Here is a 26,474-nt window from a genome sequence, read left to right as displayed (position 1 = left end):
TCCGCCGCGTACTCTCCGGCTTGCGCGGTGTGGACCAGAACAAGAGCAGGAGAGCGCAGTGACCTATGTGATCGCCCAGCCGTGCGTGGACGTGCTCGACAAGGCGTGCATCGAAGAGTGCCCCGTCGACTGCATCTACGAAGGCGACCGGATGCTCTACATCCACCCGGATGAGTGCGTCGACTGTGGTGCTTGCGAGCCGGTGTGCCCGGTTGAGGCCATCTACTACGAGGACGACGTCCCGGACGAGTGGAAGGAGTACACCAAGGCGAACGTGGACTTCTTCGACGAGCTGGGGTCCCCGGGCGGTGCCTCGAAGGTGGGCAAGGTCAGCGCCGACCCCGCGTTCATCAAGGCTCTCCCGCCGCAGGCGTCGCACGAGTGACCAAGCGGCTCCCGGACTTCCCCTGGGACTCCCTGGCCGACCACGCCGCCAAGGCGCGTGCGCACCCCGGCGGTGTGGTCGACCTGTCCATCGGGACCCCCGTGGACGAGGTTCCGGACCTGGTTCAACGGGCTCTGGCGAGCGTCGCCGAGCAGCCCGGCTACCCGACCACGCACGGAACGCCGGAGCTGCGCGAGTCGGTCGTCGGCGCCCTCGCGCGCCGGCACGGCGTCACCGGGCTGGACCCGAAGGACGTCCTGCCCACCATCGGGTCGAAGGAGCTGGTGGCCTGGCTGCCGACGCTGCTCGGGCTCGGCCCGGGTGACGTGGTGGCGATCCCGGCCCTGGCCTACCCGACCTACGAGGTGGGCGCGAAGCTCGCGGGCGCGACCCCGGTCCGCCTGGCCGACGGCGAACCGCCGCCCGAGGGCACCCGCCTGGTGTGGCTGAACTCGCCGTCCAACCCGACCGGCCGCGTGCAGGGCGCCGCCGCGCTGGCCCAGGCCGTGCGGGACGCCCGGGACGTGGGCGCGGTGGTGGCGTCGGACGAGTGCTACCTGGCGCTGCCGTGGGACGCCGAACCGGTGTCCGTGCTGCGCCCCGAGGTCAACGGCGGTGCGCTGGACGGGCTGCTGGCGGTGCACTCGCTGTCCAAGTCCTCCAGTCTGGCGGGCTACCGGGCGGGGTTCGTCACCGGCGACCCGGCCCTGGTCGCGGCGCTGCTGGAGGTCCGCAAGCACGCGGGGATGATCGTGCCCCGACCGGTGCAGGCGGCGATGACGGCGGCGTTGAACGACGACGACCACGTGGCCGTGCAGCGGGAGCGCTACCGCGCCCGGCGCGAGGTGCTGCTGCCCGCGCTGAAGTCGGCGGGCTTCACCGTCGACCACTCGGAGGCGGGCCTGTACCTGTGGTCGACCCGCGACGAGAAGGCGTGGGACACCGTGGCGTGGCTGGCCGAGCGCGGCATCCTGGCCGCTCCGGGCACGTTCTACGGGCCGACCGGCGACCGGCACGTGCGGATCGCCCTGACGGCGACCGACGAGCGGGTCGCGCGGGCGGCCGAGCGTCTCGGCGGCTGAGCGGCTGACGGGGCTGAGGTCGGCTTACCCAGCGGAGATTACTGTTGGGTATGCCGATCTACTCGTTTGAAGGCAAGACGCCCGTCGTGCACCCGAGCGCGTGGATCGCGCCGACCGCCACCCTCATCGGGGACGTCACCGTAGAGGCGAATGCGTCCGTCTGGTACGGGGTCGTCATCCGCGCCGACTTCGGGCCCGTGGTCATCCGGGAGGGCGCGAACGTGCAGGACAACACGGTCATCCACGTCCAGCAGGGCGTCGACATCGGGGCCGGGGCGACGATCGGGCACCTGTGCGTGGTGCACGACTGCACGGTCGGCGCGGGGGCGTTGATCGGCAACGGGGCCACCGTGCAGGACGGCGCGGTCATCGGGGAGCGGGCGTTGATCGCGGCCGGGGCGATGGTGGGGCCGGGGAGCGTGGTGCCGCCGGAGGTTGTGGCGATGGGGGTGCCGGCGAAGCGGCAGGTTCCGCTGGAGGGCGCGCCGAAGATGTGGGTGGACCACAACGCGGCCATCTACCAGGCGCTGGCGCAGCGGCACGCGGCCGGGATCGAAGAGGCGACGATCGAACAAGCCTGACCGGCCGGCATGCGAACAGGCCTGACCGGCCGGCGTGCGAACAGGGCTGACCGGTGGGGCCGCAGCGAACCAGGTTGCGGCCCCGTGGTGGGTCAGTCGTTCGAGTGCAGGGCCGCGTTCAGCTCCACGCCCGTGCCCTTGCGCGGCAGGACCTTGACCACACCGGTCGTCGAGTCGCGGATGAACAGCAGGTTGGACGTGCCGGACAGCGCCGCGCCCTTGACCACCGTCCCGTCCGGCCCGGTGATCTTGGTGCCCGCCGTGACGTACAGCCCGGCCTCGACCACGCAGTCGTCGCCCAGCGAGATGCCGACGCCGCCGTTCGCGCCGATCAGGCACCGCTCGCCGATGGCGATGACCTCCTTGCCACCACCGGACAGCGTGCCCATGACCGACGCGCCGCCGCCGATGTCCGAGCCGTCGCCCACGACCACACCCGCGGAGATCCGGCCCTCGACCATCGACGCGCCCAGCGTGCCCGCGTTGAAGTTCACGAAGCCCTCGTGCATGACGGTGGTGCCCGCCGCGAGGTGCGCGCCGAGGCGGACGCGGTCGGCGTCGGCGATCCGCACGCCGGTCGGCACCACGTAGTCGACCATGCGCGGGAACTTGTCGACGCCGTAGACGGTGACCGGGCCGCGGGTGCGCAGCCGCAGCCGGGTCTCCTCGAACCCGTCCACCGCGCACGGGCCGTGGTTGGTCCACACGACGTTGTTGAGCAGGCCGAACACGCCGTCCAGGTTCGCGCCGTGCGGCTGCACCAGGCGCGCCGACAGCAGGTGCAGGCGCAGGTAGACGTCGTGGGTGTCGGCGGGCGCGTCGGACAGCGAGCCGATGCCCACCCGCACGCCCACGACCTCGACGTCGCGCTCGGCGTCGAAGCCGAGCTGCTTCGCGGCGGCCTCACCGAGCGCTTCGGCGACCTCGGCGGCCGACAGGCGGGTCGTGCCGGTGGACTCGGGCGCGCCCAGCGACGGCGACGGGAACCAGGTGTCCAGCACGGCCCCGGTGGAGGTGACGGTGGCGAGTCCGACGCCGAACGCGCCGGTCGGGTTCTCGGTGCTCACGGGGGTCAACGGTAACGGACCGACCCTCAGCCACCCCCTCGCGCCCAACCTCCGGACACCCAGCCGCCCAGCCTCCCCACGCCCCCCACCACTCCACGGCCCCAGCCACCCCACGGCCCCAGCCACCTCCACGGCCCTCAACCACCCCACGCCCCCAGCCGCCCTACGCGCCCAGTCGGGCGGCGGAGCCGGCGAGCGGGCAGTCCGCCGGGGAGGACGCAACTCAACTTGGGCTTCTTGCTTGTGTCATCCCCGTATGGCCTGCCCGAAGGGCTACCACAGATTTCCCGGGTGCAGCCGAAAAGTTTTGCGAGGTACGAGCAAAAGTTTTCAGCGGTACCCGGGAAATCTGTGGTTGGCTTTGCCAGGCCATGCGGGGATGGCACAAGCAAGAAGCCCCCGCAGTTGCAGTTGTGTCATCCTTGGCGGCCTGCCCGCCGGCGAGGCTCTTTTGATCTTTAGACCTGCGCTTTCGCGCTCAAGTCCACGCTGTGCGCGTGTGAACGCAACGCGCTCCGCGCGGCTGGAGGAGGAACGCGCTTCGCGCTCTTGAACGGCGCTGACGCGCTCACAAGCTGAACGCGCCGGCGCGCTCTCAAGATCAAAAGCGGGCCTGGAGGACCACCGATGGGGGAGGAAGGGCGTCGGTTCCCCACCGCATGGCCTGGCAAAGCCAACCACAGATTTCCCGGGTGCCGCTGAAATTTTTTGCTCGTTCCTCGCAAAACTTTTCGGCTGCACCCGGGAAATCTGTGGTAGCCCTTCGGGCAGGCCATACGGTGGGGGAACCGAAGCCCCGCCTGTGGCTGGGAGCAGCCCGCCGCGCGGAGCGCGGCGAAAAGCAAAAGCAGCCGCTGCGCGGCGAAGGCCGTGTGCGGAACCCGCCACCGGGCGGCCTGAACCGCCGAACCCGAATTCCGGACCCCGGACCCCGGACCCGGGACCCCGGACCTCGGACCCCGGACCCCGGACCCCGGATCTCGAACCCCGGACCCCGGACCCCGGCGACGCCACCCGAAGAGGGCAACCGGCACGCGGTAACGTGCGGAGGCGTGGCCGACACCTTGAACCTCGCTGCCGATCCCGTCGAGCTGACCGCCGCCCTCGTGGACGTGCCGAGCGTGTCCGGGAACGAGGCCGAGCTGGCCGACCTGGTCGAGCGGTCGTTGCGCGCGCAGACCGCGCTCGAGGTCGTCCGCCTGGGCAACTGCGTGCTGGCCCGCACCGACCTGGGCCGCGCGAAGCGGGTCGTGCTCGCCGGCCACCTGGACACCGTCCCGGTGAACGACAACCTGCCCTCCCGCCTGGACGGCGACCTGCTCTACGGCCTGGGCACCTGCGACATGAAGGGCGGCGACGCGGTCATGCTGAACCTGGCCGCCACCGTCACCGACCCGGTCCACGACCTGACCTTCGTGTTCTACGACTGCGAAGAGGTCGAGGCGGTCCGCAACGGCCTGAACTTCGTCGAGCGCGACCTGCCGGAGTGGCTCAAGGCCGACCTCGCCATCGTGTGCGAGCCGTCGAACGCGGTCATCGAGGCCGGCTGCCAGGGCACCATGCGCATCGAGGTCCGCACCAAGGGCGTCCGGGCGCACACCGCGCGCGGCTGGATGGGCGTCAACGCGATCCACGCGATCGGCGAGGCCCTGCGCCGGCTGGAGAGCTACCAGCCGCGCCAGGTCGACATCGACGGCTGCCTGTACCGCGAAGGCCTCCAGGCGGTGAAGATCGAGGGCGGGGTCGCGGGCAACGTCGTGCCGGACGCCGCCGTGCTCACCGTCAACCACCGGTTCGCGCCCGACCGCAGCCCCGAGCAGGCCGAGCAGCACCTGCGCGAGGTGTTCGAGGGCTTCGAGGTCACGGTCACCGACATGTCCGCGGGCGCGTTGCCGGGCCTGCACACCGAGGCCGCGCAGGAGCTGGTGCAGGCGGCCGGCGGGACCCCGGTGGCCAAGCTCGGCTGGACGGACGTGGCGCGGTTCGCGGCCCTGGGCATCCCGGCGGTGAACTTCGGTCCCGGCGACCCGCTGCTGGCGCACACCCAGCAGGAACACGTGCCGGTGAATGACGTCCGACGGTGCCGCGAAGTGTTGTGGCGGTTCCTCAGCCGGGGGTGAGACCCGCACTAGACTCGCGCCAATGAGTGAGCACAACGGCGTCGACGAGCACCCCAAGGAGAAGCAGCGCGGACCGGTCGTCCTGCGCCGCGGGCGCCGTGAGGAGCTGACCACCACCGACCAGCGGCTGCTGGACTCGCGCGGCCCCAGCGACTGGGTCCACACCGACCCGTGGCGGGTGCTGCGCATCCAGGCCGAGTTCGTGGAGGGCTTCGGCGCGCTGGCCGAGGTGCCCAGCGCGGTCACCGTGTTCGGCTCCGCCCGCACCGGCCGCGACCACCCGGAGTACGAGATCGGCCGCAAGCTCGGCGGCGCGCTCGCCGAAGCCGGGTTCGCCGTGATCACCGGCGGTGGTCCGGGCTCGATGGAGGCGGTCAACCGGGGCTGCTCGGAGGCGGGCGGGTTCTCCATCGGGCTGGGCATCGAGCTGCCGTTCGAGCAGGGCCTGAACCCGTGGGTCGACCTGGGCGTGAACTTCCGCTACTTCTTCGTCCGCAAGACCATGTTCATCAAGTACTCCCAGGCGTTCATCTGCCTGCCCGGCGGGTTCGGCACGCTGGACGAGCTGTTCGAGGCGCTGACCCTGGTGCAGACCAAGAAGGTCACCAAGTTCCCGGTGGTGCTGTTCGGCAGCGACTACTGGCAGGGCCTGTACGACTGGGTGGAGCGCTCGGTGCTGGGCGGCGGGAAGATCGGCGAGAAGGACCTCGCGCTGCTGCACGTCACCGACGACATCGACGACGCCGTCCGCGTGGTCCAGGAGGCGCACAAGGCGTGGGGCGAGGCGCATTGACCGCCGTCACCGTTTAATCGTTGCGGACGGTCCCTCAGCCTGCACTCCCGCGGTTTCGTGTCCCGCTTCGCCCTGGACTCGCTGGTGGTGACCGACGACGTCACGGCAGCCTTGGACGCTTGCGCTACTTGAGCCTCGCGCTCTCCAAGCCCCTGGCGACAGCCAGGCGCTGGGCTTCCTCCTCGAAACGTTCGACGTCCAGAGGTGCGAACGGTGACAGGGTGACGTCCAAGCGCTTGCCCGACGTCTTCGCGCGCCAGGTGCCCAGGATCTCGCCGTCCACCATGATCGCCCCCGGCCGCCCCAGGATGCGCCACACCTCCTTCTGGTGCGCCTTGTCCGGCACCAACAGGTCCCGGTCGCGGGCGCTCAGGTAAGGGTCGAGCGGCGGCAGGAGGCGGGCCACGTCCGGCTCGGGCGGGTTCTCGAAGGCCGCCACCCGGTCCGCCGGCAGGAACGCCCCGCGCCCCACCTCGACCAGGTCGTCCGGCCACACCGCCTTGACGTCCTTGACCGGCGCGCCGAAGTAGGCCGCGACCTCGGACGGGCCGGCGGGGCCGTGCAGGGCCAGGCAGTCGTGCACCAAGCCCTCGAAGCCCTTGGTGCGCTGGGGAATCCGACGGCCTTTGATCGGCAAGAACGTCACCGTCTTCGCGGCCGGGTCGAACCGGAGCCCGGCGGGCAGCACGGCGATGCGGAAGATCGGGTCGTGCACGTGGGTCGCCTGGCAGCCCCGGCACCACCCGGTCACCTCCGGCGGCACCAACGGCGTCAGGCGGGTCGACGCCTCGCCCTTGGTCATCGGCTCGTCCACCACGGACTTCAACGCCTCGACCACCGCCCGGAACACGTCCAGCGGCGCGTCCACCTTGGGCCGGTTCATCCGGGCCAGCGCGTCGGCGTCGCTCAACGGCCACAGCGCGGCGGCCAGCGCGGGCAGCGCCTTCGGCCGGTGCCAGTGCGGCGCGCCCCGCACCGACCACGTCAGGGTGAACTCCGCCAAATCCGGCACCTCGGGCAGCCGGGCCGCGAGCGCGGGCAGCGCCGACCGCTCCGAGTCCTGCACGCCCAGGTCGAACACCCGCAGCGCGGCCGGGTCCGCCACACCGCGGTCGAACTGGTGGGCCGCGACCCGGTGGGCGAGGACCTGGCCGCGGTCAGTCAAGGCGGTAGTCCAGTTCGATCAGCTCGTGCGACATCCGCACGGTGCCGCCGATGCCCGCCAGTTCGCCGGTGCCGGACCCGGGCACCACGTGCCCGAAGCGGTCGGCACCGGCCGACCCGACGATCCCGCCGTGCTGGAAGACGAACGACCCCGTCCGCCCGTCCAGCACGCCGGTGAACCTCTCCGTCCCCACGTACCCGGCCTGCGTCTCACCGGGTTGGCACGTGGTCAACTCGGCCGTGCTCGTGCCCTCCATCGGTCCGCTGTACCGCTTGTCCACGGCGACCCGGCCGATCTTCGGCTCGGTGTCGTCGACGGTGGTCTCGTCCCAGCGGGTGATGGTGAACTTCGCTTCCATGCAGGCCATGCTGACAGCAATTCCTGCCACCTGCTGTCAGGCTTGGGGCACCTTCAGCCACGAGTCCGCCCCGAAGCGGACCGACCCGCCGAGGCTGCTCTCGCCGCCGTACCGGGCGTCGACCGAGTCCACGACCAGCACCAACCGGTTGCCCGGCGCCACCTCCCAGACCACCGGCTCCAGGTCGAGGTCCAGCGTCCGGGTGCCCGCGCCGCGCAGCGTGACCGGCTTGTGCGTGACCAGCGCGCCCAGGCCGAGGGCGTTGACCTCGTACAGGTAGGCGAACAGGGAGGTCGTGTCGGCGCTGGTGGTGACGGTGAGGTGGGCGCGGGGCGTGCCGCTGACCGTCGTGCCGCTCCAGTGGACCGGTCCGTGCCAGACCCCGGACGCGAGCCGGTCGACCAGCGGGATGGAGACACCGGTCGGGATGTTCAGGAAGCCCTGCAACGCGCCGCTGACCATGACCGTGCCGCTCTCGGCGATGGTGGGCCAGCCGGTGGTGTTCCAGTCGGCGGACAGCGGGATGGTCGAGGACTTCGTGGTCGCCGCCGCCCAGGACGGGTAGGACCGCCACCCGCCGCCGTTGTTCGGCTTGACCTGCACCGCGCCCTCGCGGTTGATGCCGTTGTCGACGCCCGCCAGGTGGTGGTCGAACCAGCGGCCGACCGACGCCCAGATCTCGTTGGGCAGCCCGGCCGCGCCGAACAGCTCGGCGGTGGCGTGGTCGCCGGGCGAGAGCATGAGCCGCTTCGGCCCCGTGAGACGGCCGAAGAAGTCGGTGATCTGCCCCGGCGGGAAGAGCCCGTCGTTCCAGGCGTTGCCGATCAGCACGGCGGCCTTGATCGAGGACACCTTGGACGCGGGGGAGCGCGGCGGCGAGATCGGCAGGACGTCCTCGAACCGGTTCTCCCGGTAGGCCGCCTCCGCCTCCCGCAGCACCGGCCCCGGCCGCCCGGTGAGGTTGCCCGCCGCGAGCAGCAGTTCGACGGCCTGCTTGCTGACCGTCTCGTTCGGGTACAGCGAGCGGGCCAGGTCGGTCCACGTGCTCAGCGCGGCGACGGCCTTGATGCGCGGGTCGACGGCGGCGGCCAGCAGCGACTGCCCGGCACCGTAGGAGATGCCGCCGACGCCGACCTTCGCCGCGTCACCGCCCGCGTTCGCGATGCCCCAGTCGATCACCCGGCTGACGTCCGCGATCGTGTCCGGGCCCGCCACGTCGATCTCGCCGGCGGAGTCCCAGAAGCCTCGACTGGTGTAGCTGATCACGGTGTAGCCGGACTCGTAGGCCAACCTGGCCGCCGCACCCACGTACTCGATGTTGTTGACACCCCAGCTGGACGGGAACACGAGCAGCGGGAACGGCCCGCTGCCCCGGCCCGTCGGCTCCACCACGAACGCCTTGAGCGGCGTGCCGCCCTGGCCGGGGATCGTCTCGTACCGCACGGCGAAGCCCGGCGCCGCCTGAGCCGGTGGCGCCAGGACCAGACCTGTTATGGCAACGAGCAGCAGGATGAGTGTCCGGCGCACGTGGTCCTCCTTGACCGTGACCTGGATCACGCAGGGTGTTACCAGCGAGTAAACAGAGTGGTACTCGCCAGTAGCAATGGCCTGTGACCTGGTTCACCCGGTCGGCGCCGGAGGTCCGCAGCGCCGAAGTGCGCTGGTGGGAGCGATGGCACGATGGCGACCATGCTTCGGTTCGGTACGCGTGAAGTGCCCCAGGATCGTGCGCTGGTGATGGCGATCGTCAACCGGACGCGCGACTCCTTCTACGACCAGGGGGCGACCTTCGCCGACGACGCCGCCATGGCCGCCGTCGACCGGGCCGTGTCCGAAGGCGCCGACATCGTGGACATCGGGGGCGTCAAGGCCGGGTCCAAGGGGGAGCACGTCGACACCGACGAGGAGATCCGACGGGTCGTGCCGTTCGTGGCGGCGGTGCGAGAGCGGCACCCCGGGTTGGTGATCAGCGTCGACACCTGGCGCCACGAGGTGGGGCGCGAGGTGTGCCGGGCGGGGGCGGACCTGCTCAACGACACGTGGGCCGGGGCCGATCCGTTGCTGGCGGAGGTGGCGGCGGAGTTCGCGGTGGGGATCGTGTGTTCGCACACCGGCGGGCTGCCGCCGCGCACCGACCCGCACCGGGTCCGGTACGAGGACGTGGTGGCGGCGGTCAGCGAGGAACTGGTCGCGCGGGCCGAGCGGATGGTGGCGTTCGGGGTGCCGCGTGAAGGGGTGTTGATCGACCCCACCCACGACTTCGGCAAGAACACCTGGCACGGCCTGGAACTGCTGCGCCGGCTCGACGAGTTGGTCGGCACCGGGTGGCCGGTGCTGATGGCGTTGTCGAACAAGGACTTCGTCGGGGAGACGCTGGGCGCGGACCTCGTCGACCGGGTCGACGGGACGCTGGCCGCCACGTCGGTCGCGGCGTGGCTGGGGGCGAAGGTGTTCCGGGCGCACCAGGTGAAGCAGACCCGGCACGTGGTGGAGATGGTGGCCGGTATCGCGGGCACGCGTCCGCCGGCGAAGGTGTTGCGGGCGTTGGCGTGATCGGCAACACCTGGCAGCGTCCACAGTGGACTTTGGCGGAACTCTTGCGGTGCAAAGGGTCTCGGACCGTGAGTGTTGTGCTGCCCGCGCTGGACGAGGAGGCCACCGTCGGCGGGGTGGTGGCGGCCGTGCGTCCGCTCGTCGGTGGGCTGGTGGACGAGCTGGTCGTGGTGGACTCCGGGTCGGTGGACCGGACGGTGGAGGTCGCGGCATCGGCCGGGGCCAGGGTCGTGCGGCGGACCGATGTGCTGCCGGACTTGCCGCCGTGGCCGGGCAAGGGTGAGGTGCTGTGGCGGTCGCTGGCGGCGACCACCGGGGACGTCGTGGTGTTCCTCGACTCCGACCTGGTCGACCCCGACCCGGGTTACGTGCCGGCCCTGCTCGGGCCGCTGCTGACCCGGGACGTGCACCTGGTGAAGGGCTTCTACCGGCGTCCGCTGGGGCAGGGCGCCACCGGGGGCGGGCGGGTCACCGAGTTGGCGGCGCGGCCGTTGCTCAACGCGTTGCGGCCGGAGCTGTCCTGGGTGGTGCAGCCGCTGGGCGGCGAGTACGCGGGCACGCGGGAGTTCCTGGAGTCGGTGCCGTTCGCGGCCGGGTACGGGGTGGAGGTCGGGCTGCTGCTCGACGCCGCGGACCGGTTCGGGCCGGCCGGGATCGCCCAGGTCAACCTGGGTGTCCGCCGGCACCGCAACCGGCCGCTGGACGAGCTGGGGCCGATGTCCAGTCAGGTGGTCGGGACCGTGCTGCGGCGGCTGGGCGTGCCGGTCGCGTCGGACACGCTGACCAGGTTCGTGCCGGTGGCGGACGAGTGGCTGCCCAAGCCGGTGGACGTGCTGATGGCCGACCGGCCGCCGATGCGCTCGGTGCTCCAGCGGTCCCGGTAGTAGCCATCGGTCGCTGCCAGTTCGGCGTGCGTGCCGCGCTGGGTTACCCGGCCGTCCTCGATGACGACGATGTGGTCGAAGTCCTGGAGCGGTGCGAGTCGGTGGGTCACCAGGACGACGGTGCCGCGAGCGGCGTCGAGCACGCGGCCCAGGACCTCGTCGCCGTGCTGGATCGTCAGGCCTTCGACGGGTTCGTCCAGCAGCAGGACGTCCGGGTCGGCGAGCAGGGCGCGGGCGAGGAGCAGGCGTTGTCGTTGGCCGCCGGACAGCTTGGCTTCGGCGTCCCAGTCGACGTCGAGGTCCACGAGGGCCGCCACGCGGTCGAGTTCGGCCTGGGTGGCGTCGGGTTTGGCGAACAGGACGTTCTCGCGGACCGTGCGCTCGAAGACGTGGGCGTCGTCGAGCACGCCTTTGGCACCGTGCTTGTGCGCGACGGCTCGCAGCAAGGTGCTCTTGCCGGCGCCGCTTGGACCCACGACGCCGATCCGCCGGTAGCGCGTGACGTCCACCAGCGGTTCCGTGCGGGTTTCGTCGGCTGGTGCGGCGAGCACTTCGCGGACGCGGGACACCGAGCCGCGCACCTCGGCCCACTTCTGCGCCGCCCCGGTCAGCGGCACCATCACCTCCAGCACCGCGACCGACCCGAGGACGACGTACGCGGGCGCGCCCTGGACCAGCAACAACACCGCGAACCCGAACTGCGCCGCGACCGCCACCCCGGCCAGCACCGCCGCCGGCCGCGTCCCGCGGCGCTCGCGCACGGCCAGGTCGTCCACCACCTGGTCCGTCCGCGCCAGCTCGCGGTCCAGGGCGCCGAACGCCCGCAGTTCGGCCGCGCCCTCCCGCAACGTCACGACCCGGTCCGCCAACTCGGCCCGCAGGGGAGCGAGCGCCCGCAAGTGCCGGTCTGCCAAGGCGAAAGCCACGAGGGGGAGGACGACTCCGACGATCACCACACCGATCGCCAACTGGGGCACCACCACGACCGCCGCCACGCCGACCAGCGCGGCCACGCACGCCGGCAGCAGGCACCGCAGCACCGCGTCCTGGAGCGCGTCCACGTCGGACACCAGCCGGGTCAACGCGTCCCCGCCGCGCAACGGCCGCCGCAGCAGCGACTCGTACACCCGTCCCCGGACCTCGACCATGGCCTTGAGCACGGCCTCGTGCCCGGCCAACCGCTCGGCGTAGCGCAGCCCGCCGCGCGCCACGGCCAACGTCCGCACCGCCACGATCGCCACCGCCAGCGCGGACATCGGCGGCTGCTCGGCGGCCCGCATGACCAGCCACACGGCCGTCGTCATCAGCCCGATCCCGGCCAGTTCCGCCGCCACGCCGACGACCAGCGCCACCACGAGCCTCATCGCAGTTCCACCACCCGGTCGACCTCGCCGAGCAGGGCCGGGCGGTGCGCGACGATCAGCGCCGTCCGGCTGCGTGACGACTCCCGGGTGAACCACTCCCGGGCGACCCGCAGCACGGTGTCCTCGGTCCGGCCGTCCAACCGTGAGGTGGGCTCGTCCAGCAGCAACACCTGCGCCGAGTCGCGCACCAGCGCCCGCGCGAGCGCCACCCGCTGCCGTTCCCCGGCCGACAGCGTGTGCCGCGCGTCCACCAGATCCCCCAGCCCGACCGCCCGAGCAGCCGACACGACATCCACCCCGTCTGATCCCAAAGCGATGTTCTCCCCGACCGTCCCCGGGAACAGCGTCGGCCGCTGGGGCACCCAGGCCAGTTGCCGCAGCCACTCCGCGCGGTCGAGTTCGCGCAGGTCGACGCCGTCCACCAGGACCCGCCCGGCGCACGGCTCGACCTCGCCCAGCAGGACCGCCAGCAAGCTGCTCTTGCCCACCCCGCTCGGTCCGACCAGGGCCACCCGCTCACCGGGTGACAGCCGCAACGACACGCGGTCCAGCACGAGCCCGTCCCGTCCCGGGTAGCGCACCGACACCCCGTCCACCTCGATGGTCGCCACGCGCAGGTCCGGCGGACGCCGCCCCGCGACCACCGCCGGCGGCCGTACCGCAAACGCTTGCTCCAGCACCGCCAGGCCCTCCGCACTGGCGTGGAACTGGGCCCCGGCCGCCCGCAGCGGCAGGTAGGCCTCGGGCGCGAGCAGCAGCACGAGCAGCGCCACGTGGAGGGTCACCCCGCCGTGCAGCAGCCGCAGGCCCACCGGCACCGCCACCAGCGCCACGGACAGCGTCGCGACCAGTTCCAGGACCAGCGCGGACAGGAACGCCACGCGGAGCGTCCGCATGGTGGCGGAGGCGTGCGCGCCGGCCATCGCCCGCACCGTCTGGGCCTGCGCGGCGGCCCGGCCGAACATCCGCAGCGTGCCCAGGCCGCGCACGACGTCCAGGAAGTGCCCGCCGACCTCGGCCAGGCCCTCCCACTGCCGCCGCGTGCGCTCCCGCGTGTGCATGCCGACCAGCGCCGCGAACACCGGCACCAACGGCAGCGTCAAGGCGATCGTCAGGGCGGCCGTCCAGTCCGCGAACGACAGCCGGACCAGCACCGCCACCGGCACGGTCACCGACACCACGACCTGCGGCAGGTACCCGGCCAGGTACGGCTCGATCGCGTCCAGGCCCTTGACCACCAGGGTGGTGACGGCCCCGGTCGACCCCGAGCCGTCGCGCAGCACCCGCTTGCGCAGCGCGGCCTTCACCGAAGCCGCTTCCCGTTGCGCCACAACGCGTCCGAGCCAGACGAACACAGCCCGCGCGGCCACCACCCCGATGAGCAGCCCCAGGCCGCCGCCACCGCTGAGCACGGTGGCCAACGCCTCGGCCTGCGCGAGCACCAGGCCCGCCGTCACGACGCCCAGCAGGGTCAGCGCGACGACGTACCGCCGGTCAGCGTGCCGCACGGGACAGTCTCCACGTCGCCCACTGGAACACGAGCACCAGCGGCAGCACGACCGCCGCCACCCAGCCCAGCGCCTGCAACGTCGGCGTGTGCGACATCACCCCGGGCGTCACCACGCCCCGCGCCCCGAACACCGCGAGCGCCGGCACCGCGCACACCACCGCCGTGCACAGGAACGCCACCCGGAAAGCCCGTGCCCGCAACGCGAACCAGGCCCCCGCCAAGCCCGCGAGTGCCACCACCGCACCAGCCAGACCGACCGCCGGCAACGCCACCGGCCCGCGCAGGAACACCGCCGCCACCACGAACAGCCCCACCGGCGCGAACAACACCCGCGCCACCACGAGCACCCGCGCCCGGTCGTCCAGCCGCCAGGCCAGGAAAACCGCGCCGTGCAACAGGAACAGCGACACAAGCCCGAACGCCCACAGCACCGGCGGCCCGCCCAGGACGTCAGCCAGCAGCACGCCCCAGCCCACCGCGACCACCAGCGCGCCGCCCACCACGAACACGTCCCAGAACGGCCCGATCCGCAACTGCACGGCCGCCGTGAACAGCACCAGCCCCACCAGCACGATCACGAACGCGATCCGGTGCTCGGACAGCAGTTCCCCCTCCAGCCGGGGGAACGCGCCGAACAGCACACCGACCGCCGCGACCAGCCACACCTCGTTGCCCAGGAAGAACGGCGTCATCGCGCGCAGCACCCGCGCCCGCTCCGCCTCGTCGCGCCCGAGGAACCGGTACAGCAGCCCGACCCCGTAGTCGAACCCCGCCAGCGCGAAGTACCCCGCCGTCAGCAGCCCGAGCAGGGCCACCCACACACCCTCCACGATCAAAACCCCTTCACAGAGCCGGAACCAGCGGGGACACCGGGACGCTCGCCTCGACCGGGCCGCGCTTCGCCAGCCGCGCGATGAGCACCCAGTCCGCGACCGCGAGCACGGCGAACACGGCGGTGAACGCGATGAACGAGAACAACATCCCGTCCCGGGTGGCGTGCGACATCGCGTCTTCCGTGCGCAGCAGCCCGTACACCAGCCACGGCTGCCGGCCCAGTTCGCGGAACAGCCAGCCGCCGATGGCCGCGATGAACGGCAGCGGGATGCCGATGACCATCAGGTACAGCGGGAAGCGCAGCTTCACGATCCAGTCGCGGAACAGCAGCGGCACGGTGATCCAACTCGCGAGCAGCAGCAGGAACCCGATCAGGATCATGAACCCGAGCCCCGCGCCACCCGCCGCGCCCGCCGCCTCGCTCTTGTCCGGCTGGAATTCCCCGATGATCGGGAACTGCGCGAACCCGACCCCGACCACCAACGGCGTCGCCAGGGCCGTGACCACCACGCCCAGCCGCAGCGACCGCCGGAAGAACTCGACCTCGGTCGTCCGCCGGATGAAGTGGAACGCGCTCACCCCGGTCACGAACACCCCGCCGACGGTCAGCGCGGCGAACACGACGTGCACGACGGCCATGCCGAACAGGGGGTTGCTCAACAGCGCGGAGAAGTCGACCAGGCGCAGGACGCCGTCGCGTTCCTCGTGGCCCACCGGGTGCTGGAGGAAGGCGTTCGCGGTCATGATCCACAGCGCGGACGCGTAGGCGGTGAGCGTGACCAGCCAGATCAAGGCCAGGTGCGCCCACCTGTTCAGCCGGTCCCAGCCGAAGATCCACAGGCCGAGGAACGTGGATTCCAGGAAGAACGCCACCAGCGTCTCGACGGCCAGCGGCGCGCCGAACACGTCGCCCGCGTAGTGCGACAGGCCGGACCAGTTCAGGCCGAACTGGAACTCCATGACGATGCCGGTCGCGATGCCCAGCGCGTAGTTGACGACGTAGAGCCGGCCCCAGAACCGGGTCATGCGCGCGTGCACCGGGTTGGCGGAGAGGGTCGCCCGCGTCTGCATGACGGCGACCAAAGTGACGAGTCCGAGCGTGAGGAGCACGAACAAGAAGTGGAAAGAGGTGGTCACGGCGAACTGCAGCCGGGCCAGCCCGAGGGTGTCCATGGGTAGGGACGGTATATGTAGGCAGCCGACAGGTGGATCGGGGTTTCCCCTGATGTGTCCCGGGTTCGCGACCCGTAGAGTGCCTACCTATGAAGCCCGACGCGCTGCGCGGCCACCTCGACGCGCTGCTGCTGGCCACGCTCGACGGCAGGCAGTTGCACGGTTACGCGATCATCGAGGCGCTGCAGGTGCGCAGCGGCGGAGCGCTCGACCTGCCCACCGGCACGGTGTACCCGGCGCTGCGGCGGCTGGAGACGGCCGGCCTGGTGAGCAGCGAGTGGAGCACGGTCGGGGGACGGCAGCGGCGCACGTACCGGCTCACCAAGGCCGGGTCCCGGGCGCTGGCGGCCGAGCGGACGGCGTGGCGCGAGTTCACCGCCGCGATCGAGGGAGTGCTGGGGGGCGGGCCGTGGCCGGCGCAGGCGTGATCGACGAGTACGTGACGGCGTTGGACCGGCGGCTGCGCGGCCCCGGTCCGCTCAAGCGGGACCTGCTCGCGGAGGCCCGCGACAGCCTGGACGACGCGGCCTCGGCACTGGCCGACGCCGGTCTGGACCCGGCGTCGGCGCAGCGGCGGGCGGTGGCCGACTTCGGACCCCTGCCGGTGATCGCCCGGGACTACCAGAGCCTGCTCGCCCTCGCGCACAGCGCGCGGACCCTGCGGACGGTGCTCGTGGTGGTGCCGCTGGTGCACGTGCTGTGGGAGCTGAACCGGCGGTTCTGGATGGGCGCGTGGCCGGACGGGGACGTCCCGCTGCCCGGCTGGTACCTGGTGGTGGCGCGGCTCAACGACTGGGTGGCGTGGGTGGTGGCGGGCTTGGTGCTGGTGGCCCTGGTCGGGGGCCGGGTGCTGGCCCGGCGCGGGGTGGGCACGACGACCCTGGCCCGGTTGGCCGGCGGGGTCGCCGTGGCGGCGGTGGCCGCGCCCCTGCTGGGCAGCCTGTCGATCATCACGGCTACCGCGAGCGTCGACGTGTCGCGGCTGCTGGAGCTGTCGCCGCCGGTGACCTTGGCGACCGTGGCGATGTACGCGGTGATGGTGCGCTTGGCCGTGCTGGCCCGGCGGTGCCTGGTCTTCTCGGCGGCCTGACGTGGACGTGATCGACGAGTACGTGACCGACCTGGGCTCACGCCTGCGCGGGCCGGGTCGCGCCGACCTGCTGGCCGAGGCCCGCGACGGCTTGGAGGACGCCGCCGAGGCTTACGCCCGTGCCGGCCTTTCGCCGGCTGAGGCCCGCTCCCGAGCCGTCGCGGACTTCGGCCCGGTGGCGGAGATCGCCCGCGGCTACCAGAGCCTGCTGGCCCTGGCCCATGGCGCGCGCACCCTGCGCACGCTCCTGCTGCTGCCGCCGTTGGCGCACCTGATGTGGGAGCTGAACCGGTCGCTCTGGTTCGGCTTGTACTTCGGCTCGGACACCCCGGTCCCCGGCTGGTACGTGCTGCTGGCCACCGCCAACGACTCGACCGCGTGGGTGGTGGCCGGGGTGGCGCTATGCGCGCTGCTGGTGGGGCGGCGGATGGTGGTGCGCGGGGTGGGGTCGGGGCGGCTGGCGCGGTTGGCCGGGTGGTGCGCGGCGGGTGGGGTGGCGGCCGTGGTGGCCGGGTACCTGGCGATCCTGGTGGGGACCGCGGTGCTGAGCCCGGGCGTCCTGCTGTTCTCGCCGCCGGTGGTCGTGGGCTCCCTGGTGTCTCTGGCCATGTGCGTGCGGTTGGGCACCATGGCCCGCCGCTGCTTGGTCCTGTCGGCCGCCTGAGGTCGGTGTTCTGGGACGTTCACCGCGAACTGTCGGAGGTGTGTGTCACGATCGTCGTGTGACCAGCGCGCTCATCTACCTCCTCGTCATGGTCCTCGTGGCGGCGGTGGTGTTCCTGCTCGCCTCGCTAGTCTTCGGCCGCGGCGAGGAACTGGAGCCGCTGCCGCCCGGCGCGTCGCCCACCCGGCTGCCCGCCGAGGACGTCACGGCCGACGACATCCGGGGTCTCCAGTTCCAGCAGGTGTTCCGGGGTTACAAGATGACCGAGGTCGACTGGGCGCTCGACCGCCTGGCCACCGAGGTCGACCGGCTGCGGGCCAGGGTGGCGGAGCTGGAGGCCGCCCGGGAGGCCGAGCGTGACCCGGCTTGAGCTGGGCGTTCGCGTCGATGCGCCGGCCCCGGTGACCTGGGCGGCGGTGACCGACTGGGCGCGGCAGGGCGAGTGGATGCTGCTCACCCGGGTCCACGTGGTGTCCGGCGACGGCCGCAGCGCCGGCTCTTCGCTGTCGGCGTTCACCGGCCTGGGTCCGGTGGGGTTCACCGACACCATGCGCATCACAGCGTGGGAGCCCCCGCACCGGTGCGCGATCGAGCACACCGGCCGGCTGGTCACCGGAACCGCCGAGTTCCGGGTCGTCGAGCGCGGGGCGGGTAGCGAATTCGTGTGGGTCGAGGACGTGCCGTGGCCGCTGGCGCTCGCGTTCGCGCCGGGCGTGCGCTGGTCACTGCACAGGTTCGCTTCGTTCGCCCGGGAGTACCACTGATGAACCGATGCCCGTGGGGCGTCAGCACACCCGACTACATCGAGTACCACGACACGGAGTGGGGGGTGGAGCTGCACGGGGACGTGGCGCTGTTCGAGCGGATGTGCCTGGAGTCCTTCCAGTCCGGGCTGGCGTGGATCACCATCCTGCGCAAACGCGAGAACTTTCGGCGGGCGTTCGCTGGTTTCGAGCCGTCGGTGGTGGCGGAGTACGACCAGACCGACTTCGACCGCTTGATGGCGGACGCGGGCATCGTCCGGAACCGGGCGAAGATCAACGCGGCGATACACAACGCGAGGCTGGTCGCGGAGTTGGACGGCGGGTTGGACGAGCTGTTGTGGTCGTTCGCTCCCGAGCACCACGTGCGCCCGGCGACGATGGCCGATGTGCCCGCGGTGACGCCGGAGTCGAAGGCGATGGCGAAGGAGCTGAAGCGCCGGGGTTTCGTGTTCTTGGGCCCGACGACGTGCTACGCACTGATGCAGGCCACCGGCATGGTCGACGACCACATCGCCACCTGCTTCCGAGCCACGACCCCGGCCCCGACTGCCTGACTCGCTGGTTGGTCGGCTTGGGTGGGGTGGTTGCCATGGCGGCTGCTCGGCTTGGGTGGGGTGGTTGCCATGGCGCCTGCTCGGCTTGGGTGGGGGGTTGCCATGGCGCCTGCTCGGCTTGGGTGGGGGGTTGCCATGGCGGCTGCTCGGCCTAGGTGGGGTGGCTGCCATGGTGGCTCGGCTTGGGCGGGCGCCATGGGTGGTCGGCTGCCGGTTGGCCGGAATTGTCGGTGCCCGGTGGGATAATGGAGACGGGGGCCGGAGGCCGCGGGGTGCCGCGGCAGCCCTGCGGAAATGCCAGGTCGCGTTGGGGTTCCGCCCACCCACCCCCTCCCAGGCCCCCTCGCACAAGCCCCAACTGCACCCGCCTTCGGCGGGGCCGCCTGCGGCGGCCGGCGCGGCCCGGCTCTGCCGGGCTGTGCGATCCGAGCGCGTAGCGCTCGGGTCTGCGCGCGGAGCGCGCTTGGCGCGCGCCGCGCGCCTGGCTTGTGCCAGGGGGCCTGGGAGGGGGTGGGTGGGCGGAAACCCAACGCGACCTTTGCACTTCTGCACCTAGCCGCCGCCCCACGACTGAACCGAGCCAAGCCGCTCTCACCTCGGCCGCCCGAGTGCCGCGACCGAGCCGGGCCGAGCCGGGCCGAGCCGGGCAGGGGCGGGCAGGACCGGGGCGGGCAGGACCGGGCAGGGGCGGGCTTGGCTGGGGCGGGCTGAGGTGGGGCGGGCTGAGGTGGGGCGGGCTGAGCCGAGCCGAAGCGGGCTGGCCGGGGCTGCGGCGCACCTGCTTCGGCTCGGGTGGGCCGGCGGGCAGGCGAGGCGGGTTGGCGGGCTCAGGGCTGTCAGGGCTGAGCTGGGTCAGCCACCCGCCCCCCGGCCGTCAGCGGCCCTTGAACTCGGCGGCTCGTTTCTCCACGAAAGCCGCCACCGCCTCCCGGTGGTCGGCCGTCGCCCCCGCCTCCGCCTGGGTCCGCGCCTCCACCTCCAGCGCCTCCGCCAACGCACCCGAGAAAGCCATGGCCTCCTTGATCTTGGCGTACGCCACCGTAGGCCCCGCCGCCAGCTTCCGGGCCAGCGCCTGCGCGGTCGACAGCGCCTCTCCATCGGGCACGACCTGGTTCACCATGCCGATCCGCAGCGCCTCCTCCGCACCCACCGGCTGGGCCAGCAGCATCATCTCCATCGCCCGCCCGTGCCCGATCAGCCTCGGCAGCGTCCACGACGCGCCCGAGTCCGCCGTCAGCCCCACGTTCGCGAACGCCATCAGGAACTTCGCCGACGCCGCCGCGACCCTCAGGTCCGACGCGTACGCCAGGGACGCCCCCGCGCCCGCCGCCATGCCGTTGACCGCCGCGATCACCGGCTTCGGCATCGCCACGATGGCCTTGACCAGCGGGTTGTAGTGCTGCTCGACGGTGTGCAGCGGGGCCGGGTCGCCGGCCTCCAGCAGCGCGATGTGCTCCTTCAGGTCCTGGCCCGCGCAGAACGCCTTGCCGGCTCCGGTGATCACCACCGCCCGCACGGACGGGTCCTCGGCGGTGTCGAGCACAGCCGCCAGCAGTTGCTCCTTCAGCGCCACCGTGAACGAGTTGTACGACTCGGGCCGGTTCAGGGTGAAGGTGCGAACGCCGTCGGCGTCGTCGACGAGGAGTTCGGACACGGGTGGGACCTCCATGCGGGCTAGTCGAGGCAGTCGTCCACGAACTTGCGCACCGCGGGCGCGAGCCGTGCGGTGTGCCGGTCGAAGAACTCGGCCGCCGCGGTGCCCGGCCAGTCCTCCGGCAGCAGTTCGCGGGGCAGTCCGGGGTCGCGGAACAGGAACTTCCGCCACGCGTGCAGGAAGCGCTGGGACGCGGCGAACGCCTCGGCGGGCGACGAACCGTCCACAGCGGACACGATCGGGGCCCACTCGGCGACGAACCGGGCGTAGTCGCGGCCCAGCGTCTCCAGGTCCCACGCCCGCGCCGCCAACGCCGCCGGGGAGCCCTCGTGCTCGCCGTGGAACGTGCTCGCCACCACACCCTCGCCCGCCAGGACGTCGGCCAGCTCGGGGGACGGCCGCGGTGCGATCCACGTCACCGGGCCCAACGCGCCGTAGCCGAGCAGTTGCAGCGAGGACGCCAGCCGGTCCCGCGCCTCCCGGGCGGGCAGCTCCTCCAGGACCACCACGTGCCAGCGTCCGTCCCACGTGGACGGCCGGGTGCGGTAGATGCGGGCGGCGGCCTCGTCGAGGCGGCGTTCCGCGCGGGGGGTCATGGCGTAGCCGGGGCCCGACGCCAGGCGGACCGGCTCCAGCCAGCCCTGCCGCACGGTGCGGGACACGGCGGTGCGGACGGCGGGCGCCGCGAAGTCCAGCGGCTCGAGCAGCCGGACGAGGGCGGCGATGGTCGCGGCGCCGCCCCGCTCCCGCAGGTGGCCGCCGTAGACGTCGAAGAGCGCCGATCGTGCCCGCACGGGTTCCGAGTCTGTCAGGGCGACCCCGCGACACGCCACAGCGTGCGAATTGGTCACAACCAGGTGACGGCGGAAAAAGCGCGGCGGAAATCGTTGGGGCACGGCGATCCTGGCCCTGAACTGGGCGTTGACCAAGATCGTCAACCACTCTTCCCGCCCCCGAGAAGATCGGTTCGGTTTCGCCGCCGAGTCCGCATAGGGGAGAATGGGTCGGTATCCGGCCCTGGTCGGACGGGGAAGAAGTTGACGGAGGGAGCACGCGATGGCGGCCATGAAGCCCCGGACCGGCGACGGTCCCCTTGAGGTCACCAAGGAGGGGCGTGGCATCGTGATGCGCGTTCCCCTGGAGGGTGGGGGGCGCCTCGTCGTCGAGATGTCGGCGGACGAGGCCAACGCCCTGGGCGACGCCCTCAAGGCGGCCGCTGGCTGACCCTAGCCGGAGCGAGAATCGTCGACGCCCCGGTTCCACAGTGGAACCGGGGCATCGCTACGTCGTGACCCCACCCGAAGTTCCTGGAGGACCCTGCCGTGCGCCTGCCCCTGCCCACCCCCCTGGTCGCCGTCGAGGCGGCCGAAACGGTCCGCCGCGGCGTGGGCGCGGTCGTGCTGGCGGCGCCCGGTGAGCCGGTCGTGCTGGGTCCGGGAGGCGACGACGTGGAGGTGACCTCCGAGTTCACCGGCAAGGCGGGCACGACCGCCAGGCCGGCCGGGCGCTGGGTGCTGGGCATCGGCTCGGGGACCGCGTCCGACTGGCGCACGGCGGGCGCTGGCCTGGTCCGGGCGCTGAACGGCGACGTCGAGGCCGGTGGGGCGACCACGTTCGACGTGCTGCTCACGCCCGACGCCGACGTGCGGTCGTTCGTGCTCGGCCTGGTGCTGGGCGGCTACCGGTTCAAGGTGACCGGGCAGGACGCGCCGAAGCGGATCAAGTCGCTGCGCCTGGTCGGCGCGGACGCCGAAGAGGTGCGGGCCGCCGCGGACCTGGCCGCCGCCACCGCGCTGACCCGCGACCTGGCGAACGCGCCGTCCAACGTCAAGGACCCGGCGTGGCTGGCCACGACCGCCGCCAAGCTGGCCGGCGCGGTGCCCGGGCTGGACGTCCAGGTGCGCGACGAGAAGTGGCTGGCCAAGACCGGGTTCGGCGGCGTGCTGGCGGTCGGCCGGGGTTCGACCCGGCCGCCCCGCCTGGTGCACCTGACCTGGGAGGGCGCGAAGACCGGCCCGCACATCGTGCTGGTCGGCAAGGGCATCACGTTCGACACCGGCGGCATCTCTGTGAAGCCGGCCGAGGGCATGCACCTGATGCGCACGGACATGGCCGGCGGCGCGGCCGTCATCGCGGCCATGATCGCCATCGCCCGGCGCAGCCTCCCGGTCCGGGTGACCGGCCTGGTGCCGTCCGCGGAGAACCACCTGTCCGGCGACTCCTACCGGCCCGGTGACGTCGTGAAGCACTTCGGCGGGCTGACCACCGAGGTGACCAACACCGACGCCGAGGGCCGCATGGTGATGGCCGACGCCCTCGCCTACGCGGTGGACGAGCTGGGCGCGGACGTGCTGGTGGACGTCGCGACCCTGACCGGGGCGATGAAGGTCAGCCTGGGCGTGCGGACCGCCGGCCTGTTCGCCTCCGACGACGACGTGGCGGCGGCGATCGCGGACGCCGGTGCGCGGGTCGGCGAGGCGTACTGGCGGATGCCGCTGCTGGACGACCTCGCGGAGGACGTGAAGAGCGACATCGCCGACCTGCGCCAGTGCCCGCCCGGTCCGGGTGGCATCACGGCGGCGCTGTTCCTGCGCGAGTTCACCGGCGGCCTGCCGTGGGCGCACCTGGACATCGCGGGACCAGCGCGGTCGGACAAGAACTACGACGAGGTGGTGGCGGGCGCCACCGGTTTCGCGGCGCGCACTCTCGTGGAGTTCGCGGAGCACTACGGCCGCTGAGCACACGGCCGCTGAGCACTACGGCCGCTGAGTGGAATCGGCGCTTTACCGCGCCGATTCCACCCCGGGCGTCCGGTCAGTCGGTTTCGGCGTAACTCGCGCCGGAATCGTAGAGGAAACCGAGCGGGTGCACGTCCACCGATTCGTGGAAGTGGCCCGCCGAGGCGCCGTCGTCGTGGTGGTCGCTGCCGTCGTCCGCGAACGACGCGATGTGGCCGTAGTGGAACCCGAGGTCGCCCGCGTACAGGTGTTCGTTGTGGTAGAAGGCTTCGCCGTCGCCGGAGTGGGCGTCCGTGTAGTCGACGTGGAGCCCCAGGGGGCCGACGCCGACGTGGTCGTTGAAGTAGCCCGCTGATTCCGCGGAGGCGAAGCCGGCGGCTCCGACGACGATGGGCAGGGACAACGCGGTGGCCGCGACCAGGCGGACGAGGTTGCGCACGGATTCCTCCTCGTGGATTCGGGCATGCCCGCCCATCGTGGCCCGGCGCGAGGAACCCCGCATTCGGCTGCACGCGATCGTGTCCGTTATCCCCCGATCGGGAGAATTTCTTTCTTCACCCATTCACGCCGTGCGTTCGAAAGCCCGGTTCACGCGTTCCGGACGTGGTCGCGGAACGCCCGGACGGCCGGTGGCAGGGGGACGTCCGCGAGCCACACCAGGGCGATCTCGCGGCGGGCGCCGGGGGACAGCGGCAGCTCGACCAGCCCGGTCGGCCCCTCGGCGTGCGGGAGCAGCGCGACCCCCAGCCCGGCGGCGACCAGGCCCCGCACGGTCTCCGTCTCCTGCCCCTCGAAGGCCAACCGCGGCACGAACCCGGCCGCCGCGCACAGGTCGTCGGTGATCTGCCGCAGGCCGTAGCCGCGCTCCAGCCCCACGAACTCCTCGTCGGCCAGTTCGGCGACCTCGACGGCGTCCCGGCCGGCCAGCCGGTGCCCGGGCGGCAGCACGAGGACCAGTTCCTGCGTCCGCACGACGGCGTGTTCGTAAGCGGCACCCTCGGGCGGCGGCGCGACCAGGGCCAGGTCGACCACCCCGTCCTCCAGGTGCGACAACAGGATCTGCCGCGAGTCCTGGACCAGCCGGAACCGCACGTGCGGGTGCTCCTCCCGGAACCCGCGCACGAACTCCGGCACCAGCGCCCGCCCGAGCAGGTGCAGGAAGCCCAACGCCACCAGCCCGCGCGACGGGTCGACCTCCTCCACCGCTGCCCGGTGCCCTGCCTCGAACACGGCCAGCGCCCGGTCCGCCGCCGACGCCAGCAGCCGCCCGGCCCGGGTCAGCCGCACGCGCCGGCCGCTGCGCACGACCAGCGGGGAGCCGAGCGACTCCCCCATCGCGGCCAGCCACCGGCTGACCGTGGGCTGCGGCACCCCGACGGCCGCCGCCGCGTGCGTCACGTGCTCGTCCTCCGCCAACGCCCGCAGTACGGCGAGCTTCGGGGCCAATTCATCCATCACGGCATCAATTGTCGCCGAAAATCGTATTGGACGCATAGTTTAGCGTCGGAAACATGCCCAGTCGCCTCACCACGGCCACCGTTTCGACCGGCTTGGCGACCTTCGCGCTGCTGTACGCGCCGCAACCGGTCTTGCCGCAGGTCGCCGCCGAGTTCGGGCTCGGGCCGGGTGCCGCGTCGCTGGCGGTGAGCGCCGCGACGGGTGCCTTGGCGCTGGCGGTCGTCCCGTGCGCGGTGTTGGCGGAGCGGGTCGGGCGGCGGCGGGTGATCGTGTGGTCGGTGCTGATCGCGGCGGTGATCGGCCTGCTGCTGCCGCTGGCGCCCAGCTACCCGGTGTTCCTGGCGTTGCGCGTGCTGCAGGGCGTGGCGACGGCGGGCATCCCGGCGGTGGCCATGGCGTACCTCGCCGACGAGGCTGCCGCGATCGGTGCGGCGATCGGCGCGTTGATCGCGGGGAACAGCGCGGGCGGCATGATCGGGCGGCTGGTCGCGGGGATCGGGACGGACTGGCTCGGCTGGCGCGGCGCGCTGGCGGTGGTGGCCGGTTTCGCCCTGGCCTGCGCGCTGGTGACCGCCTTGTACCTGCCTGTGGGCAGGCCGACGTCCCGCCGCGAAGCCGGCCTGCGGTCCGCGCTGACCGATCCGGTGTTGTGGTGCCTCTACGCGGTGGCGGTGCTGTGCGTGGCGGCGTTCGTCTCGCTGTTCAACGTGATCGCGTTCCGGCTGGCGTTGCCGCCGGGCCTGACCTCCCTGGTGTTCCTGGCGTACGCGGCGGGTGGTGCGTGTTCGGCGGTCGCGGGCCGGTTGGCCGACCGGTACGGCCGGGCGGTGATCGCCCTGGCCGCGTTGGCGGTCACCGCGCTGGGCGCGCTCACGACCGTGCCGGACCACCTGGTCGCGGTCGGCGTGGGGCTGGCCGTGTTCACCGGCGGGTTCTTCGCGGTGCACGCCGTGGCCAGTGGCTGGGTGGGCGCGCGGGCGACCGCGAAGGGGCCGGCGTCGGGCGCCTACCTGTTCGCGTTCTACCTGGGCAGCAGCGCCGGCGGCACCGCGGGCAGCACCGCCTACCAGCAGTGGGGGTGGACCGGCCTGGTGTTGCTCGTCGTCGGCTGGCTCGCCCTCGCTGCGGTCGCGGTGGCGCTCGCGGCCCGGAGATCCACCGCCCTCCCGGCTGCCGGCGATCGGGCCGTTGGCGACCAGGCCGCCGGCCGCCCGGCTGCCGGCAATCGGGGTGCGGGTCAGAAGTCCAAGGGCACCACCACGGGGTCGCCGGGCTCAACGGGTGTCGCGCCCAGGATGGGCAGGTCGACTGTTCCGGCCGTGACCGCCACGGACACCGACCGGACGTCCGCCGGCACCTCGACCACCACCGCCACCGGGAAGGTGTCGCCGCCGTAGCGCGCCCCCACGGTCGGCGCACGGGTGCCGTCCGGCAAGGTCACCGCGACCAGGTCCTTGGTCAGCGGTGCGCCCGCGGTCTTCGGCAGGTCCTTGCCCTGCAGGCGCAGCTCCAGCAGGGCCTTGTCCGGCGCGGACGCGGTGGCCAGGCCGTACTGCTGCCCGTCGACGTTCACCGGCCGCTGCCGGCCCAGCCGCACCCGCTGCACCTCCAGCGCGCCCTCCTTGCCGCCGACCTTCAGCCGGTGCGCCACCGGCACCGGCTCGGCCGGGCCGGGCGGGCGGC

The 26,474-nt window shown here is 72.5% G+C and carries 27 protein-coding genes and 1 pseudogene; 16 read left to right on the top strand and 12 right to left on the bottom strand.

The features are described from left to right. Nucleotides 1–58: 58 nt before the first annotated feature. From fdxA to RIN75_RS39030, 3 genes are read left to right on the top strand one after another with little or no spacing between them, the layout of a single operon-like run. The gene (fdxA, locus tag RIN75_RS39040; protein ID WP_053716290.1) at nucleotides 59–385 is read left to right on the top strand and encodes a ferredoxin; all 327 of its coding nucleotides are present in this window, start codon (nucleotides 59–61) and stop codon (nucleotides 383–385) included. Beyond that, nucleotides 382–1,467, top strand: a complete 1,086-nt coding sequence (gene dapC / locus RIN75_RS39035; RefSeq protein ID WP_309117143.1) for a succinyldiaminopimelate transaminase — start codon at nucleotides 382–384, stop codon at nucleotides 1,465–1,467. The genes fdxA and dapC overlap by 4 nt, the downstream gene beginning before the upstream one ends. Before the next feature lie 50 nt (nucleotides 1,468–1,517). Then, the gene (locus RIN75_RS39030; protein WP_309117142.1) at nucleotides 1,518–2,048 is read left to right on the top strand and encodes a gamma carbonic anhydrase family protein; all 531 of its coding nucleotides are present in this window, start codon (nucleotides 1,518–1,520) and stop codon (nucleotides 2,046–2,048) included. Between the two features lie 92 nt (nucleotides 2,049–2,140). Here the strand turns inward: RIN75_RS39030 and dapD are convergent, their stop codons facing one another. Next, nucleotides 2,141–3,115, bottom strand: a complete 975-nt coding sequence (gene dapD / locus RIN75_RS39025; protein ID WP_309117141.1) for a 2,3,4,5-tetrahydropyridine-2,6-dicarboxylate N-succinyltransferase — start codon at nucleotides 3,113–3,115, stop codon at nucleotides 2,141–2,143. A 1,052-nt stretch (nucleotides 3,116–4,167) separates the two neighbouring features. On the opposite strand from dapD, the gene dapE reads away from it, so the two are divergent. Together dapE and RIN75_RS39015 are read left to right on the top strand one after the other, a co-directional pair. Continuing rightward, complete coding sequence (gene dapE / locus RIN75_RS39020; RefSeq protein ID WP_309117140.1) at nucleotides 4,168–5,235, top strand: succinyl-diaminopimelate desuccinylase; 1,068 nt, start codon at nucleotides 4,168–4,170, stop codon at nucleotides 5,233–5,235. A 22-nt stretch (nucleotides 5,236–5,257) separates the two neighbouring features. Further along, nucleotides 5,258–6,028, top strand: a complete 771-nt coding sequence (locus tag RIN75_RS39015) for a TIGR00730 family Rossman fold protein (protein WP_309117139.1) — start codon at nucleotides 5,258–5,260, stop codon at nucleotides 6,026–6,028. Nucleotides 6,029–6,152: 124 nt separating this feature from the next. On the opposite strand, the gene RIN75_RS39010 is transcribed toward RIN75_RS39015, so the two are convergent. The 3 genes from RIN75_RS39010 to RIN75_RS39000 are packed head-to-tail and all read right to left on the bottom strand — an operon-like array spanning nucleotide 6,153 to nucleotide 9,078. Then, entirely contained in the window at nucleotides 6,153–7,193 is a 1,041-nt protein-coding gene (locus tag RIN75_RS39010) for a DNA glycosylase AlkZ-like family protein (protein ID WP_309117138.1), read from the bottom strand. Next, nucleotides 7,186–7,551, bottom strand: a complete 366-nt coding sequence (locus tag RIN75_RS39005) for a DUF3224 domain-containing protein (RefSeq protein ID WP_309117137.1) — start codon at nucleotides 7,549–7,551, stop codon at nucleotides 7,186–7,188. Before RIN75_RS39005 ends, RIN75_RS39010 begins: the two co-directional genes overlap by 8 nt. Before the next feature lie 36 nt (nucleotides 7,552–7,587). Next, nucleotides 7,588–9,078 carry a CocE/NonD family hydrolase gene (locus tag RIN75_RS39000; protein ID WP_309117136.1) on the bottom strand — a complete coding sequence of 497 codons (1,491 nt, stop codon included), beginning with the start codon at nucleotides 9,076–9,078 and terminating at the stop codon, nucleotides 7,588–7,590. 153 nt (nucleotides 9,079–9,231) lie between these two features. Between RIN75_RS39000 and folP the strand changes: the two genes are divergently transcribed. Next, a complete protein-coding gene (folP, locus tag RIN75_RS38995) occupies nucleotides 9,232–10,104 on the top strand; it encodes a dihydropteroate synthase (protein WP_375296078.1) in 873 nt (290 codons plus the stop codon). Further along, a complete protein-coding gene (locus RIN75_RS38990; protein WP_309117134.1) occupies nucleotides 10,101–10,988 on the top strand; it encodes a glucosyl-3-phosphoglycerate synthase in 888 nt (295 codons plus the stop codon). Before folP ends, RIN75_RS38990 begins: the two co-directional genes overlap by 4 nt. Nucleotides 10,989–11,185: 197 nt before the next feature. Here RIN75_RS38990 and RIN75_RS38985 read toward each other — a convergent pair. The 4 genes and pseudogenes from RIN75_RS38985 to RIN75_RS38970 all read right to left on the bottom strand — a co-directional run. Further along, a pseudogene (locus tag RIN75_RS38985) lies at nucleotides 11,186–11,608 on the bottom strand (ATP-binding cassette domain-containing protein); the annotation flags it as partial. A gap of 740 nt (nucleotides 11,609–12,348) precedes the next feature. Beyond that, the gene (cydD, locus tag RIN75_RS38980) at nucleotides 12,349–13,860 is read right to left on the bottom strand and encodes a thiol reductant ABC exporter subunit CydD (protein ID WP_309117133.1); all 1,512 of its coding nucleotides are present in this window, start codon (nucleotides 13,858–13,860) and stop codon (nucleotides 12,349–12,351) included. Then, nucleotides 13,847–14,692: a cytochrome d ubiquinol oxidase subunit II gene (locus RIN75_RS38975; protein WP_309117132.1), complete on the bottom strand. Its 846-nt coding sequence runs from the start codon at nucleotides 14,690–14,692 to the stop codon at nucleotides 13,847–13,849. Before RIN75_RS38975 ends, cydD begins: the two co-directional genes overlap by 14 nt. Nucleotides 14,693–14,705: 13 nt before the next feature. Next, complete coding sequence (locus tag RIN75_RS38970) at nucleotides 14,706–15,869, bottom strand: cytochrome ubiquinol oxidase subunit I (RefSeq protein WP_309117131.1); 1,164 nt, start codon at nucleotides 15,867–15,869, stop codon at nucleotides 14,706–14,708. 89 nt (nucleotides 15,870–15,958) lie between these two features. Between RIN75_RS38970 and RIN75_RS38965 the strand changes: the two genes are divergently transcribed. Genes RIN75_RS38965 through RIN75_RS38940 form a run of 6 tightly spaced genes read left to right on the top strand, consistent with a single transcriptional unit; the run spans nucleotide 15,959 to nucleotide 18,941 of the window. Next, nucleotides 15,959–16,297 carry a helix-turn-helix transcriptional regulator gene (locus tag RIN75_RS38965; RefSeq protein WP_309117130.1) on the top strand — a complete coding sequence of 113 codons (339 nt, stop codon included), beginning with the start codon at nucleotides 15,959–15,961 and terminating at the stop codon, nucleotides 16,295–16,297. Then, nucleotides 16,279–16,959: a permease prefix domain 1-containing protein gene (locus RIN75_RS38960; protein WP_309117129.1), complete on the top strand. Its 681-nt coding sequence runs from the start codon at nucleotides 16,279–16,281 to the stop codon at nucleotides 16,957–16,959. Before RIN75_RS38965 ends, RIN75_RS38960 begins: the two co-directional genes overlap by 19 nt. Nucleotide 16,960: 1 nt before the next feature. After that, a complete protein-coding gene (locus RIN75_RS38955) occupies nucleotides 16,961–17,623 on the top strand; it encodes a permease prefix domain 1-containing protein (RefSeq protein ID WP_309117128.1) in 663 nt (220 codons plus the stop codon). A gap of 58 nt (nucleotides 17,624–17,681) precedes the next feature. Continuing rightward, entirely contained in the window at nucleotides 17,682–17,993 is a 312-nt protein-coding gene (locus tag RIN75_RS38950) for a DivIVA domain-containing protein (RefSeq protein ID WP_309117127.1), read from the top strand. Next, the gene (locus RIN75_RS38945; RefSeq protein WP_309117126.1) at nucleotides 17,980–18,387 is read left to right on the top strand and encodes an SRPBCC family protein; all 408 of its coding nucleotides are present in this window, start codon (nucleotides 17,980–17,982) and stop codon (nucleotides 18,385–18,387) included. Before RIN75_RS38950 ends, RIN75_RS38945 begins: the two co-directional genes overlap by 14 nt. Further along, complete coding sequence (locus RIN75_RS38940) at nucleotides 18,387–18,941, top strand: DNA-3-methyladenine glycosylase I (RefSeq protein ID WP_309117125.1); 555 nt, start codon at nucleotides 18,387–18,389, stop codon at nucleotides 18,939–18,941. The genes RIN75_RS38945 and RIN75_RS38940 overlap by 1 nt, the downstream gene beginning before the upstream one ends. 874 nt (nucleotides 18,942–19,815) lie before the next feature. Here RIN75_RS38940 and RIN75_RS38935 read toward each other — a convergent pair. Both RIN75_RS38935 and RIN75_RS38930 read right to left on the bottom strand, forming a co-directional pair. Then, nucleotides 19,816–20,610, bottom strand: coding sequence for an enoyl-CoA hydratase-related protein (locus RIN75_RS38935; RefSeq protein WP_309117124.1), 795 nt, complete (start codon nucleotides 20,608–20,610; stop codon nucleotides 19,816–19,818). A 5-nt stretch (nucleotides 20,611–20,615) separates the two neighbouring features. Then, nucleotides 20,616–21,389 (bottom strand): PaaX family transcriptional regulator C-terminal domain-containing protein, encoded by a 774-nt coding sequence (locus tag RIN75_RS38930; RefSeq protein ID WP_309117123.1) that lies wholly within the window; start codon nucleotides 21,387–21,389, stop codon nucleotides 20,616–20,618. Between the two features lie 262 nt (nucleotides 21,390–21,651). Here RIN75_RS38930 and RIN75_RS38925 point away from each other — a divergent pair, with 262 nt between their 5' ends. Then, the gene (locus RIN75_RS38925; RefSeq protein ID WP_012783412.1) at nucleotides 21,652–21,819 is read left to right on the top strand and encodes a DUF3117 domain-containing protein; all 168 of its coding nucleotides are present in this window, start codon (nucleotides 21,652–21,654) and stop codon (nucleotides 21,817–21,819) included. Between the two features lie 98 nt (nucleotides 21,820–21,917). Further along, the gene (locus RIN75_RS38920; RefSeq protein ID WP_309117122.1) at nucleotides 21,918–23,333 is read left to right on the top strand and encodes a peptidase M17; all 1,416 of its coding nucleotides are present in this window, start codon (nucleotides 21,918–21,920) and stop codon (nucleotides 23,331–23,333) included. 76 nt (nucleotides 23,334–23,409) lie between these two features. Here RIN75_RS38920 and RIN75_RS38915 read toward each other — a convergent pair whose 3' ends face one another. Further along, a complete protein-coding gene (locus tag RIN75_RS38915; protein ID WP_309117121.1) occupies nucleotides 23,410–23,772 on the bottom strand; it encodes a hypothetical protein in 363 nt (120 codons plus the stop codon). A 149-nt stretch (nucleotides 23,773–23,921) separates the two neighbouring features. Beyond that, complete coding sequence (locus tag RIN75_RS38910; protein ID WP_309117144.1) at nucleotides 23,922–24,788, bottom strand: LysR family transcriptional regulator; 867 nt, start codon at nucleotides 24,786–24,788, stop codon at nucleotides 23,922–23,924. Between the two features lie 56 nt (nucleotides 24,789–24,844). On the opposite strand from RIN75_RS38910, the gene RIN75_RS38905 reads away from it, so the two are divergent. Next, nucleotides 24,845–26,188, top strand: a complete 1,344-nt coding sequence (locus RIN75_RS38905) for an MFS transporter (protein WP_309117120.1) — start codon at nucleotides 24,845–24,847, stop codon at nucleotides 26,186–26,188. The last annotated feature ends 286 nt before the right edge of the window (nucleotides 26,189–26,474 follow it).

The organism is Saccharothrix sp. (assembly GCF_031180885.1).
Classification (GTDB): domain Bacteria; phylum Actinomycetota; class Actinomycetes; order Mycobacteriales; family Pseudonocardiaceae; genus Actinosynnema.
Note: the sequence above shows the minus strand (reverse complement) of the source record. Positions and strands in the feature narration are given on the sequence as shown.